The following is a 13,380-nucleotide window of genomic DNA, read 5'->3' on the forward strand; positions in this document are numbered from 1 at the left end:
CCAATAAAAGGGGCTTTTAAAACAACTAAAATTTATTAAGCAACTGGTTGGATGCTTACAAACTTACGGTTTTTTTGACCTTTTACTTCAAATACAACGTGACCATCAGCTTTAGCGAATAAAGTATGATCTTTACCCAAACCTACGTTATCACCAGCGTGAAAACGAGTACCACGTTGACGAACGATGATAGAACCAGCTGGAACTAATTCACCGCCAAAACGCTTAACACCTAAGCGTTTACTTTCGGAATCGCGACCGTTACGGCTCGAGCCGACGCCTTTCTTCTGTGCCATGTTTAAATCCTCTTATACGTCTAGGAATCTCGCAATTATGCAGAGATGCTAGAAATTTTAACTTCAGTAAAGTGTTGACGATGTCCAGCGTGCTTGCGAGAGTGCTTACGACGACGGAATTTGATGATTTCGATCTTACGTCCACGACCTTGTTTCAATACTTCTGCAACTACTTTAGCATTTGCAACAAGTGGTGTACCAACAGTTGTAGAACCATCTTTACCTACTAACAATACTTCTGCAAATTCTACGTTAGAACCTTCAGCAGCGCCTTCTAATTTTTCAATGCGAAGGATTTGACCTTCAGCTACACGGTATTGTTTACCGCCTGTTTTGATTACAGCATACATGTGTAATGCTCCAAATAGTTAAGTGAATCTGAATTCTTTTGCTATCACGTTGAACAAGTCAACAAGAAATAACAGTCCATAAAAAGGACGTGATTGTATAAAAAAAAATGGTTTGCGTCAAGATTAAGCACCTTATTCTTGACATCTTTTTTTCCATATTAATATGTTAATCTTGTCAATTGTAGCAAATAATACTGCATTTTTTAAGTAAAAATTTACTTTTACTGATTTTATTGCTTGGTACTTTTGTCAGCCATTTTTGCAAAAATATTCGCCAAAATCGCCCCACTGATATTGTGCCAAACACTAAAAAGTGCACTTGGAACAGCCACAATTGGATCAAAATGTTTATTTGCTAAAGCCGCACCTAAACCACTATTTTGCATACCAACTTCGATCGCAATAGCCTTACGTTGAGCCAATCCCAAGCCCATAATTCTTGCAATCACATAGCCAATTAAATAACCCAATGTATTGTGCAACATCACAATAGCAATGATGATTAACCCAGTTTCCTGTAAACGCGCCTGATTCAACGCCACAACGATCGCTACAATCATCACAATGCCAAATACAGATATAATTGGTAGCACAGGCATTACATATTTAACATTCGAACGTAAAGCCATGCGAACAGCTAAGCCCAATACAATTGGCACAATCACAAACTGCACAATTGACATCATCATTGCATAAAAAGAAACATTAACGCTTTCTGATGCTAATAATTTTAATAATAATGGTGTCATTAATGGTGCTAATAACGTTGTAATGCTTGTAATTGTTACGCTTAATGCCACATCTCCACGGGATAAATAAGTAATCACATTACTGGATGTACCACCTGGACAAGAACCGACTAACACAACACCTAAAGCTAATAATGGATCGATATTGAAAATCTTAACCAAAGCAACAGCCAACAAAGGCATAATCACAAACTGAGCAGCAATACCCAATAGAACTTGCCAAGGCTTCTTAACTACTTGAGAGAAATCTTCTAAAGTCAGCGTTAAACCCATTCCAAACATAATAATGCCAAGGAAATAAGTGATGAGCCAACCTAAAGAGCTAAATAATGATGGGATGAAGAATCCCAATAGTGCAAATAATAATGTCCAAAGTGCAAAAGTTTTGCCGATGAATTCTGAAAATAAATTTAACAAACGCATAAAACAGCCTTCAATCAATATCGAATAAATAAATTAATAATTTTTGTACAAACTTTGGATAGTGTGCTGATTGATGCGATTTTGTCGCTGATATTGCACTCATTCGAGTATACATCGCCTTTAAACGCTGTAAAGTACAATTTTCAAGAAATAGTTTACAAACTCTCTATAATGTTCCATTCGTTTAAATAACTTTTCAATCAGGTACTGATAATATGAATAATGATAAAGAATACGATGTAGTGATTATTAAAGATGAAGATAATTCATCACAGAACTATTCCAATAATAATGATAAATACAGATCATTGAATGAAGCCATTAATTATGATTACGATTTCTCTGTTTCTGACTTGATTTCAGAAGCTTGGGGAATGGTAAACGGTAATAAATTACCAATTTTCATCGCGATTGTTTTGGCTGGTATTTTAGGCACAATCGTTTCCTATATTGGTCAAATCATTTCTGCTTTAGTAATTGCCATTCCAGTATTAAGCTTTGTTGTGAATATCGTTTTTGGTGCTGCAAGTTCAATTTTTGCAATTGGTGTGATCATCGTTGTTTTAAAATTAGCAAATCGCGAAAAAGTCGATGCAGCAAGTGATTTCTGCCAATTCACAAAATACTGGGTACCAATTTTAATTTTATCCATCGTAATGTCGATCATTGTTGCAATTGGCTTCACATTATTAATTATCCCTGGCATTTACTTGGCTGTTGCTTATTCATTGGCTTATTGGATTTTAGTGATTCATCCAAATGCTTCATTTTGGGATATTTTAGAAGCATCACGCAAAATCGTAACGCGCCGTTGGTTTAAATTCTTCATCTTAAGCTTAGTATTGGGAGTAATTTTATTCATCTCTGCAATTCCTTTAGGTATTGGTTTAATTTGGACATTACCATTATGTAACTTTGCTTATGCTTTAATCTTTAAGAAGATTTTTGAAAAATAATTTTAAACATTAATATTGCTTTCATTAATAGCAATCACTCTGATATCAATATCTCACCTGCAGGGCGAGATACTCAGAATAAGCTCTGTAAGCCAATTTTATTTTAATAATTAAAAAAGCCGATTTCATAATGAAATCGGCTTTTTGTTTATTCAGTAAGAATATTAAACTATTTCTCTTTCAACATTGGGAAGCCCAGTGCTTCACGGCTTGCATAGTAAGCTTCAGCCACAGATTTAGCCAATTCACGTACACGTAAGATATATGATTGACGCTCTGTCACAGAGATCGCTTTACGCGCATCCAACAAGTTAAATGTATGAGAAGCTTTCAATACCATTTCATACGCCGGCAATGCTAATTTTGCTTCAATCAAACGCTTCGCTTCTTTTTCGAAGAAGTTGAATTGTTGCAATAAGAAATCTACATCTGCATGTTCAAAGTTAAAGGTTGATTGCTCAACTTCATTTTGGTGGAAAACATCACCATAAGTTACAGTGCCGAATGGTGTTTCTGACCAAACTAGATCATAAACGCTTTCAACATTCTGCAAATACATTGCTAAGCGCTCTAAACCATAAGTGATTTCGCCCATCACTGGCTTACATTCTAAACCACCAACTTGTTGGAAATATGTAAACTGCGTCACTTCCATACCGTTCAACCAAACTTCCCAACCTAAGCCCCAAGCACCCAATGTTGGTGATTCCCAGTTATCTTCCACAAAGCGCACATCGTGTACTTTTGTGTTGATGCCCAATACATTTAAAGATTCCAAATATAATTCTTGGAAGTTCTCTGGTGATGGTTTAACCACAACTTGGAATTGATAGTAATGTTGCAAACGGTTAGGGTTTTCACCATAACGGCCATCTGTTGGACGACGTGATGGTTGAACATAAGCAGAAGCCCAAGGCTCTGGCCCTAATGAACGCAAGAAAGTTGCTGAGTGGAATGTACCAGCACCCACTTCCATATCGTATGGTTGTAACAACACACATCCTTGCTCTGCCCAGAATGTTTGCAGTTTTAGGATCATTTCCTGAAATGTTAATACTTTTGACATAATTTCGTTTTACCTTAAAAAATTGGCGATATTATAGCGAGTTCACAGTTATTTAATCACTTTTTTTAAATAATGATAACTGCGCATCGCGAATATCATCTTTAAAACTCTTCTCAAATTCATCATCGTCATATGGCTTAATCGCCATTGCACTTTTCTCTCTAAAGCGTAATTCACTTTGTGGCACAGGGATTTCAATATTATTAGAACGAAGCGCTGTATCAATCGCCCACATATAAGCAGCATGTACAGCATTCGGGCGTTTAACCGCACGTGCAGTCAACCAAACCACCAATTCAAATTCATAATAATAATCACCAAAACGATTGAGCCAAACAGCAGGATTGCGTCCTGGAATTCCTTTCAATGTATGTGGAACTTCTTCCGCTGCTTTCAAGACAGCTTCACGCACTAAGTCTTTATCCACGCCATAAGCAACTTTAAATGGATAACGAATACGACGATGCGGCTCTGTTAATGTCCAGTTGAGCATCTTTGTATTAATGAGTTCTGAGTTCGGAATGACTATTTCTATATTGTCATTATCCGCAATGATCGTTGCACGAACGTTAATCGCACGAACTTCACCACGCAAATTACGATCTTGTAATTCAATGAAGTCACCCACTTTCAAAGAGCGTTCAAAAAGGATGATCAAGCCAGATACGAAGTTACTTAAAATGGATTGCAATCCAAAACCCAAACCGATTGCCAGCGCACCGGCTACTAAGGCAAAGTTGGTAAAATCAATCCCAATGATGGTTAATCCACCTAAGAAACCAATAGAAATGACTGAATAGTAAGTTAATCGTCCTGTTAAGTAATACGCAGGCAATTTTTCACCGCCATTACGATTACCTACGCGAACTAGCAGTTTGTTCATCCAAAATGCAGCCCACCAAGCAACAAATAGTACTAATACAAAGCGCACTAAACCACTTGCCGTTACTGGTGTATCACCTACTTTAAATAAAGCCGTAGATGTTGAATTTTTAACAAAACGCCAAGAATCGCTTAAAAATAAGCGCGCTTTATAATATGTATTTCTCCAGCCACCACTCAGTGCCAAAATCTTCTCTTTGGAAAGATTAGAGATATATCCACTATCATCCAGCAATACGTTTAAGCGCTGTAAATTAATGGCTGTATCTTGAATTAAATTAGAACGATCTTGAATAATATTACGTAGAAAAAGTGATTGATCACCTTCTGTTGGCGTTTCTGCCAATAATTCTGTTGAACGAATTCGTTCAATTTCATTTTGCTCTGTACGACCTGCTGCTTTGACATTAAGCTCTTCTAACTCAACATCATAACGACGCACATTTTTCAAAGCTGTTTCATAATCAGATTCTGGATCATGCAATAACTGTAACAAGTTCAACTGCATCTTATAAAAGATAATCTGCGCTTGTGCTGCCGCCAAATGCACTTGAGTATTTAATACTCGGAGTTCCCGATAACGCCCAACAGCAGCATCTTCTTTTGTACCTGTTGAATCTAATGAAGCCAAATATTGCTGTTCACGAGAGAGCTTTGTTGTCACTTCTTGAACGCGTTGCTCTGATTGATTCACAGCTTCTTTTAGTTGAGCAATTTCTTCATCAGATGTAGAAATGGCATTCACAGCAACGCCAATCACCACTTTGATATCATCCAAGCGTTGATTGATATTACTTAATTCACTCTTCATCGTTTTGTTGCGCTCATCAATCAACACAGCTTCTGTCTGCGTTAAAATGATGTTTAAACCTTCACCAAAACGATTATTATCAATGCTCGTCATATCCAAATAGCGAGCAAGATTTGTGTTCAATTGACGCTCTAAAGCTTTAAGCTGTTTTTCATATTCACTGATTTCTAAACGAATGCGTTGTGCATTGCCTTTCAATTCTCTTTCTTGATGAGTTAAATCTATCAGCTGTTTAATCGTATATTTTTCAGCAATGACTAATTTCGCTGTACTCACTTCAGGTTGCTTCTTACTCACCAAAGTTTCATAAGCCACCAAATTTGCTGAAATCTGGCTCAAGATCGGTTGATATTTTTTCTGTTCATCCAATGGCAAATGGCTGATTTGCTCATTCACACGCCCGATGAATCCTGCAATCCCTTGCTTTAATTCATCACCAGATTTTGTTGAAAAGTAGCCCCACCATGTTGTCACTAATTTTAGAGGATCAGGTAAATCATGAACTTTTTTATCGTTATTTTTAGTTCCCAATCCTTCAGATAAAATTGTATTCAGTGGTAATCCTTGGCTGAATGCGACATTTGTTGTTGACTGAAATGCCAACAAATTAAACGTCAATATCGCCAAAGCTATAATTCTTTTTTTCACCTAACCACCTTAAGTCCCAAAATTTAATCTTACTTGATTATTATTGCATTAGTTGCTTTTTATGACCCAAAAAGACAAAGAGCTAGTATTATATACTTCATTTGAGTAAAATTGCAGAGTTTAACTCAGTCATTCAAGATTAAAAACACCGAGGATTATTGTGGCGAAAAGCAAAAATACGGATGAAACAATTGAAGGTAAATTGCATTCAATTGATACAATCATAGAGCAGCTAGAATCTGGCGAGCTAACGCTTGAGCAATCATTAAAACTATTCACTGATGGTACTCAACTCATTCATGATTGCCGTAATATTTTGGATCACACTGCCAAAAAAATTGAAGAAGTTTCACAGTCAAAAGTTGCTGAATCACATTCAGATAGCTTTGATGACGATGACATTCCTTTTTAAGCCTCAGTTTAGGTATCGATTATGTTTCAATTTAGAGAAGAATTTGAGTGCTACTTAGCCAAATATTTAGATAAACTTTCCACAGTTCCTTTATTAAAGGAAGCGATGGAATACAGCGCTTTGGATGGTGGCAAACGCATTCGTCCATTACTCGCTTTTGCAGGCGGCCAGCTAAGTAGCGCAAGTAATCAAGCACTATTGCCTATTGCAGCAGCCATCGAAATGATCCATTGCTATTCGTTAGTCCATGATGATCTTCCTGCTATGGATGATGATGATTTTCGCCGTGGCAAACCCAGCAATCATAAAGCTTATGATGAAGCCACAGCCATTTTGGTTGGTGATGCACTATTAACAGAAGCATTTGCTTTATTAACACATGATGAAAACTTCACCGCGGAAACTAAAGTTGAGCTATTGAAAATGCTCAGCACAGCTTCTGGTGCACTTGGCATGATCAAAGGTCAATTCCTAGACATGCAAGCAGAGCAAAAACCTGTGACGTTGGAAGAACTACAAGAAATCCACAACAACAAAACAGGCGCATTGATCAAAGCTAGTATCATGATGGGCTATATTGCAGGTCAAAACCAATCGCAAGAATCCTTACAATCTTTAGCAACATTTGCACAAAAAGTTGGACTTATGTTCCAAATTCAAGATGATATTTTAGATGCCACCAGTTCATCTGAAGTACTAGGCAAAAGTGCAGGCAAAGATGCTGAACAAGAAAAAGCCACCTATGTTAATTTGCTAGGCATTGAAACTGCACAGGATTACATGCAAAAACTCAACGCCGAAGCTTTAGCACTATTAACACCGTTTCAAACCAATGCAGATCCTTTGAAAGCCTTAACGCTTTATGTGATCGAAAGGCAGAATTAACAATGTCACTTTTAACCCAAATTCAAACCCCACAAGACTTAAAACGTCTCTCACCACAAGAATTGCAACAACTTGTGAATGAATTGCGCCAGTTTTTAATTAACAGCGTATTGGAAAGTGGTGGGCACTTTGCATCTGGTTTAGGTGTGATCGAATTAACAGTTGCATTGCATTATGTATTTGATGCACCAGAAGATTCCATTGTGTGGGATGTCGGGCATCAAGCTTATCCCCATAAAATTTTGACTGAACGTCGTGATCAACTTAAATCCATTCGTCAAAAAGATGGTTTAAAGCCATTTCCTTGCCCAAAAGAGAGCAAATACGATGCATTTACAGTTGGCCACTCTTCAACATCAGTAAGTGCTGCTTTAGGTATGAGCATTGCTAATGAGTTATTACATGCTCATCATCATGCAGTTGCTGTGATTGGCGATGGTGCATTAACAGCTGGTATGGCTTTTGAAGCACTAAATCATGCAGGTGCAATCAAAGCAGATATGTTGGTTATTTTGAATGATAACAACATGTCAATTTCACCAAATGTTGGCGCACTCAGCAACATGGTGACAAAAACATTATCTAACCCAATCATGCAATCACTCCGTTCGGAAGGTAAACGCTTCATCCAAAGCTTACCATTACCACATGCTGTAGAGTTGGCAAAGCGCACAGAAGAGCAAATCAAGAATATGGTTGCAGGTGATGGTGGATTATTTGAATCCCTAGATTTCCAATATTTTGGCCCTGTGGATGGTCATGATTTACTATCATTGATCAAAATATTACAAAATTTGAAACAAAAGCGTGGCCCAAAACTTTTGCATTTAATTACGCAAAAAGGCAAAGGTTACTCACAAGCAGAATCTGCACCTGTGAAATTCCACGCAGTTTCAGCCCCCAAACCTGTCGACAAAGTTGAAACTAAACCTGCTGCAAAAACTTATACACAGATTTTCTCACAGTGGATTTGTGACGTTGCAGAAAAAGATCATAAAATTGTAGCTGTAACACCTGCAATGCGCGAAGGCTCTGGCTTAGTTGAATTTGATCAACGTTTTCCTAAACGTTTCTTTGATGTTGCAATCGCAGAACAGCACGCAGTAACAATCGCCGCTGGTATGGCAATGAAAGGCTTAAAACCTGTGGTTGCAATCTATTCAACATTCTTACAGCGCGCTTATGATCAATTAATCCATGATGTTGCGTTGCAAGATTTGCCAATTGTATTTGCCATTGATCGCGCGGGCGTTGTTGGCCCTGATGGTCCAACACACATTGGTGCATTTGACTTAGCATATTTGCGCATTGTGCCAAACATTGTGATCATGGCTCCATCCGACGAAAATGAACAATATCACATGCTAAATTTAGCATTAACTGTACCCCACCCAACCGCTGTACGTTATCCTCGCGGTTCTGGCGAAGGCATGGAAGTGACAGAAACATTGGACATACAATTTGGTAAAGCCAATATTATTCGCAAAGGTGTAGATACTGTAATTTTTGCAGTGGGCACAATGCTACATGTTGCAGAAAAAGCAGCGAACGCACTCAATGCAACATTAGTGGACTTACGCTTTGTGAAACCATTGGATGCAGAATTAATCATCGCGGAAGCTAAAAAACACAGCATCATTATTACGATTGAAGATGGCGTTGTGACTGGTGGTGTTGGTACAGCAATCCAAGAATTATTGGCACAAAACTATATCTTCAAGCCCATCAAAACTTTTGGTTTACCTGATACATTTCTAGAACATGGCGAGCGCCATGAAGTCTTAGCAATGGCAGGATTAGAAGAGAATCAATTCTTGAAAGATGTAACAGAATTTAAAGCAAAAATTTTAGATTAAATTCATCACACATATTTTGATGCGGCATGTGCAGAAGCCCATGCCCATTGGAAGTTAAATCCACCCAATTGCCCCGAAACATCCAAAACTTCGCCCACAAAAAACAGGCCTTTTTGTTTTTGGCTTTCCATCGTTTTGGATGATATTTCTGTTGTATCTACGCCGCCTAAAGTGACTTCTGCTGTGCGATAGCCTTCAGTGCCTGCGGGTTTCACTTCAAATTGATGCAAGGATGATGCAACTTGCACAAGCCTTTCATCGCTCCATTGACCAATCATAATTTCAGCTTGATCTCGCCACAATAACTCTTGAAGCTCTAACACTAAATTTTTAGGTAAATATTCCGTTAATAGTGTGCGTAATAAAATTTTAGGTTGGCTATTTTTCTTAGCTTTAAACAGCTGTGATAAATCTTCTTGCGGTAAGAAATCAATATTAAAACTCTGCCCTGCTTGCCAATAATTAGATAACTGTAATGAGCTTGGCCCACTTAAACCACGATGCGTAAATAGCAATGCTTCTGTAAAGCTTTGCTGATCATTCGATAAAGTTGCATCAATCGCATTACCACTTAAACGCCCAGTAATGTCTTTCATGGCATCCGAAAATGTAAATGGTACTAAACCAGCACGCGTTGGAAATACTTTATGACCAAATTGCTTGGCAATCTCATACCCAATGCCAGAACCGCCTAATGTAGGAATGGATAATCCACCTGTTGCCACAACCACAGATTCAGCTTCAAAATTTCCTGCAACTGTTTGAACTTTGAATCGTCCATTTTGTAAAACATTCACGGATTGTACTTCGCTGTGTGTGTGAATTTCTACATTTCTAGTATACTCACATTCCTCAACTAACATTGCGAGAATCTGCTTTGCACCATTTAATGTGAATAATCGCCCATGTGCACGCTCTTCATACTCAATGCCATGCTCGCACACTAAACTGATGAAATCCCAATTGGTGTAACGCTTCAAAGCAGAAATCGTAAAAGGATGATTATGCGTAATGTAATTATTGGATTCCACATCTAGATTGGTAAAATTACATTTTCCACCGCCAGACATTAAGATTTTTTTGCCGATCTTATTGGCTTTTTCTAGCACAAGAACTTTGCGACAACGCTGCCCTGCCATAAAAGCCAACATTAAACCAGATGCGCCTGCACCGATGATAATCACATCATATTGTTTATTCGACATAGTTCCACAGCTGATTGGCTAAAACGCGCCATTATATGTGATTTTGTCAGCTTGTGCGACTTAACAAAAAATCAGCAAAATATTATTTAGGCAATTTTCTGATGCCATAGCCATCTTCATTACAGAATAAAATACCATCATCCACTAGTTGGTCCAATACATCTGCAATCAATATTGACATAATATATGTATATTTTAATGGCGATGAAGCTTTAGTAATCATCGCACCTTTATTATCAGGATCATCAAAGTTTAAAGTTGGTGAATATTGCATTTCATACATATCTCTCACCTTCAATTTTTGATTAATAATATCTTTTCGAATTTCCAAACTGACCGTTGAAAAATGTTTCTTTTTATACATAAATACTCACATCCTTGAAAGCACAGATACTACAGCTATTTATCTGTCACAGCAACCTGCTAACAAATATCTGTGACACCAAGGCGACACTGCCTTGGTGCTTACCCTTTTTAAGCCCCTTTTTTGAGAGGTTCGAAACTGAGAGATAAGAAATACTCTAAAGTATCATCTTTAATCTCTAACCATGGCTTGGGTAATTGTGGTGCCAAAGTTTGAGTTTGTGTGGAACGATAAGACTTTTCACGGAATCCCATAATATCTTCCTTCTTATCCTCTTGCCACTCTTTTAAAATTTCTGCTTGTTTTTCAACAGCAAAATCAGGGTAATCAGTTAAATTCACTAGATCACGAACATAAGATGCTTGGAAATCAATTGATGCATAACAAGTTTTTGCAGCTTGTCGTGTTGCTTGCCATTGATCCATATCCGCTTGTCGATCTGCTTCATTCGGTAATTCAAAACGATCAATCATATAATCACGAGCCAGCCATGCTTGAGCATCAAACATATTGAATGTGAAATATTGATCTTGCATACCTAAATAAATTAACTGAGGATGCTCCTGCCAGAAAATACCTTTGTAAAGATTTTCAGGATAGAGGCAATTGTGCGTTTGTAAACGCAAACGATCTTCCAAAAATGGAAAGTGAAATTGATAACCAGTACACAAAATAATGGCATCAAATTCTTGGCTTGTGCCATCTTTAAAATGCGCAATATTACCATCAAAATGCGTCAATAATGGAACTTCTTTAATACCTTCAGGCCATTCAAAACCAAGTGGCTTCGAACGATAGCTGATCGTAATAGAGTTCGCACCATATTTGTAACATTGTGTCGCGATATCTTCTGCAGAATAACTACTGCCCACTAAAAGAATATCTCTCCCTTCAAACTCCAAAGCATCGCGGAAATCATGTGCATGTAGAATTCTACCTGGGAACTGATCTAAACCTTCAAAATATGGCATATTCGGTGTAGAGAAATGCCCCGTTGCCACGACAACATAATCAAATACTTCTGTTTCTTGTTGTTCTGTTTTGTGATTCATCACAGTGACTGTGAGTTTTTGGGTTTCATCATCGAATGTTACCCAGCGGACAGGACATTCAAATTTAATGTATTTACGAATGTCTTGTTTATTGATGCGCCCCATAATGTAATCTTTTAAGACTGCACGAGGCGGATAAGAAGGTATTGGCTGACCAAAGTGCTCTTCAAATGAGTAATCTGCAAACTCTAAACACTCTTTTGGACCATTTGACCAAAGATAACGGTACATGCTGCCATGAACAGGTTCGCCATGCTTATCTAGCCCTGTTCGCCATGTATAATTCCACATTCCCCCTATATCATTTTGTTTTTCATAACACACAATTTCTGNCAATATTACCATCAAAATGCGTCAATAATGGAACTTCTTTAATACCTTCAGGCCATTCAAAACCAAGTGGCTTCGAACGATAGCTGATCGTAATAGAGTTCGCACCATATTTGTAACATTGTGTCGCGATATCTTCTGCAGAATAACTACTGCCCACTAAAAGAATATCTCTCCCTTCAAACTCCAAAGCATCGCGGAAATCATGTGCATGTAGAATTCTACCTGGGAACTGATCTAAACCTTCAAAATATGGCATATTCGGTGTAGAGAAATGCCCCGTTGCCACGACAACATAATCAAATACTTCTGTTTCTTGTTGTTCTGTTTTGTGATTCATCACAGTGACTGTGAGTTTTTGGGTTTCATCATCGAATGTTACCCAGCGGACAGGACATTCAAATTTAATGTATTTACGAATGTCTTGTTTATTGATGCGCCCCATAATGTAATCTTTTAAGACTGCACGAGGCGGATAAGAAGGTATTGGCTGACCAAAGTGCTCTTCAAATGAGTAATCTGCAAACTCTAAACACTCTTTTGGACCATTTGACCAAAGATAACGGTACATGCTGCCATGAACAGGTTCGCCATGCTTATCTAGCCCTGTTCGCCATGTATAATTCCACATTCCCCCTATATCATTTTGTTTTTCATAACACACAATTTCTGGTAAATTTTCTACACCTTGTAATCGTGCTGCTTCAAAAGCACGTAGCTGTGCTAACCCGCTTGGACCTGCGCCCAAAATTGCAATACGTTTCTTTTCGATCAAAACATACTCCTTTTTTGTTGAGGACCTTTTACCGTATAAAATTATTTGACCTAAGTCAAATGAGTGTGTGGATAACTCAATATCCACATCCATCTGAAAATATTATTTTTCTTTTATGAAAATAGTTAATCTATTGATTATTTTTATAACAAATCAATACAAATTATTATGAATTTTTACAATAAATTTTATCAATTCNTTTGACCTAAGTCAAATGAGTGTGTGGATAACTCAATATCCACATCCATCTGAAAATATTATTTTTCTTTTATGAAAATAGTTAATCTATTGATTATTTTTATAACAAATCAATACAAATT

At 37.6% G+C, this 13,380-nt stretch carries 12 protein-coding genes and 1 pseudogene; 4 read left to right on the plus strand and 9 right to left on the minus strand.

The window, feature by feature from the left end; all coding sequences use genetic code 11:
- Positions 1–35 precede the first annotated feature (35 nt).
- The 3 genes from rpmA to BZK16_RS05870 all read right to left on the minus strand — a co-directional run bounded on the left by rpmA (position 36) and on the right by BZK16_RS05870 (position 1,818).
- The gene (gene rpmA / locus BZK16_RS05860) at positions 36–296 is read right to left on the minus strand and encodes a 50S ribosomal protein L27 (RefSeq protein ID WP_077927974.1); all 261 of its coding nucleotides are present in this window, start codon (positions 294–296) and stop codon (positions 36–38) included.
- Between the two features lie 35 nt (positions 297–331).
- Positions 332–646 (minus strand): 50S ribosomal protein L21, encoded by a 315-nt coding sequence (gene rplU, locus BZK16_RS05865; RefSeq protein WP_077925621.1) that lies wholly within the window; start codon positions 644–646, stop codon positions 332–334.
- A 230-nt stretch (positions 647–876) separates the two neighbouring features.
- Positions 877–1,818, minus strand: a complete 942-nt coding sequence (locus BZK16_RS05870; protein WP_077927975.1) for a bile acid:sodium symporter family protein — start codon at positions 1,816–1,818, stop codon at positions 877–879.
- Between the two features lie 215 nt (positions 1,819–2,033).
- Here BZK16_RS05870 and BZK16_RS05875 point away from each other — a divergent pair, with 215 nt between their 5' ends.
- Positions 2,034–2,774 carry a DUF975 family protein gene (locus BZK16_RS05875; RefSeq protein WP_077927976.1) on the plus strand — a complete coding sequence of 247 codons (741 nt, stop codon included), beginning with the start codon at positions 2,034–2,036 and terminating at the stop codon, positions 2,772–2,774.
- A 169-nt stretch (positions 2,775–2,943) separates the two neighbouring features.
- Here BZK16_RS05875 and glyQ read toward each other — a convergent pair whose 3' ends face one another.
- Together glyQ and BZK16_RS05885 are read right to left on the minus strand one after the other, a co-directional pair.
- On the minus strand, positions 2,944–3,840 hold the full coding sequence (gene glyQ / locus BZK16_RS05880) for a glycine--tRNA ligase subunit alpha (protein ID WP_077927977.1): 897 nt from the start codon (positions 3,838–3,840) through the stop codon (positions 2,944–2,946).
- Positions 3,841–3,892: 52 nt separating this feature from the next.
- Positions 3,893–6,181 carry a mechanosensitive ion channel domain-containing protein gene (locus BZK16_RS05885; protein WP_077927978.1) on the minus strand — a complete coding sequence of 763 codons (2,289 nt, stop codon included), beginning with the start codon at positions 6,179–6,181 and terminating at the stop codon, positions 3,893–3,895.
- A 160-nt stretch (positions 6,182–6,341) separates the two neighbouring features.
- Between BZK16_RS05885 and xseB the strand changes: the two genes are divergently transcribed.
- From xseB to dxs, 3 genes are read left to right on the plus strand one after another with little or no spacing between them, the layout of a single operon-like run.
- Positions 6,342–6,593, plus strand: coding sequence for an exodeoxyribonuclease VII small subunit (gene xseB, locus BZK16_RS05890; RefSeq protein WP_077927979.1), 252 nt, complete (start codon positions 6,342–6,344; stop codon positions 6,591–6,593).
- Between the two features lie 21 nt (positions 6,594–6,614).
- A complete protein-coding gene (locus BZK16_RS05895) occupies positions 6,615–7,478 on the plus strand; it encodes a polyprenyl synthetase family protein (protein ID WP_077927980.1) in 864 nt (287 codons plus the stop codon).
- Positions 7,479–7,480: 2 nt separating this feature from the next.
- The gene (gene dxs, locus BZK16_RS05900) at positions 7,481–9,334 is read left to right on the plus strand and encodes a 1-deoxy-D-xylulose-5-phosphate synthase (RefSeq protein ID WP_077927981.1); all 1,854 of its coding nucleotides are present in this window, start codon (positions 7,481–7,483) and stop codon (positions 9,332–9,334) included.
- Positions 9,335–9,339: 5 nt separating this feature from the next.
- On the opposite strand, the gene BZK16_RS05905 is transcribed toward dxs, so the two are convergent.
- From BZK16_RS05905 to BZK16_RS05920, 4 genes and pseudogenes are all read right to left on the minus strand, one after another.
- Positions 9,340–10,539, minus strand: coding sequence for a BaiN/RdsA family NAD(P)/FAD-dependent oxidoreductase (locus BZK16_RS05905; protein ID WP_077927982.1), 1,200 nt, complete (start codon positions 10,537–10,539; stop codon positions 9,340–9,342).
- Positions 10,540–10,621: 82 nt separating this feature from the next.
- Entirely contained in the window at positions 10,622–10,822 is a 201-nt protein-coding gene (locus tag BZK16_RS05910; RefSeq protein ID WP_143691144.1) for a hypothetical protein, read from the minus strand.
- 191 nt (positions 10,823–11,013) lie between these two features.
- Positions 11,014–12,300 (minus strand): NAD(P)-binding domain-containing protein, encoded by a 1,287-nt coding sequence (locus tag BZK16_RS05915; RefSeq protein WP_077927984.1) that lies wholly within the window; start codon positions 12,298–12,300, stop codon positions 11,014–11,016.
- Positions 12,290–13,060, minus strand: a pseudogene (locus BZK16_RS05920) (NAD(P)-binding domain-containing protein); the annotation flags it as partial. The pseudogene BZK16_RS05920 and the gene BZK16_RS05915, both read right to left, overlap by 11 nt.
- Positions 13,061–13,380: the final 320 nt, after the last annotated feature.

Source organism: Wohlfahrtiimonas populi, assembly GCF_002006795.1.
GTDB classification, from domain to species: Bacteria; Pseudomonadota; Gammaproteobacteria; order Cardiobacteriales; family Wohlfahrtiimonadaceae; genus Wohlfahrtiimonas; species Wohlfahrtiimonas populi.

Bases quoted from the DNA above. Each gene is read 5' to 3' on its own strand.
- BZK16_RS05870 (WP_077927975.1), bottom strand. From the start codon at position 1,818: ATGCGTTTGTTAAATTTATTTTCAGAATTCATCGGCAAAACTTTTGCA.
- glyQ (WP_077927977.1), bottom strand. From the start codon at position 3,840: ATGTCAAAAGTATTAACATTTCAGGAAATGATCCTAAAACTGCAAACA.
- BZK16_RS05875 (WP_077927976.1), top strand. From the start codon at position 2,034: ATGAATAATGATAAAGAATACGATGTAGTGATTATTAAAGATGAAGAT.
- BZK16_RS05895 (WP_077927980.1), top strand. From the start codon at position 6,615: ATGTTTCAATTTAGAGAAGAATTTGAGTGCTACTTAGCCAAATATTTA.
- dxs (WP_077927981.1), top strand. From the start codon at position 7,481: ATGTCACTTTTAACCCAAATTCAAACCCCACAAGACTTAAAACGTCTC.
- rpmA (WP_077927974.1), bottom strand. From the start codon at position 296: ATGGCACAGAAGAAAGGCGTCGGCTCGAGCCGTAACGGTCGCGATTCC.
- BZK16_RS05905 (WP_077927982.1), bottom strand. From the start codon at position 10,539: ATGTCGAATAAACAATATGATGTGATTATCATCGGTGCAGGCGCATCT.
- rplU (WP_077925621.1), bottom strand. From the start codon at position 646: ATGTATGCTGTAATCAAAACAGGCGGTAAACAATACCGTGTAGCTGAA.
- BZK16_RS05910 (WP_143691144.1), bottom strand. From the start codon at position 10,822: ATGTATGAAATGCAATATTCACCAACTTTAAACTTTGATGATCCTGAT.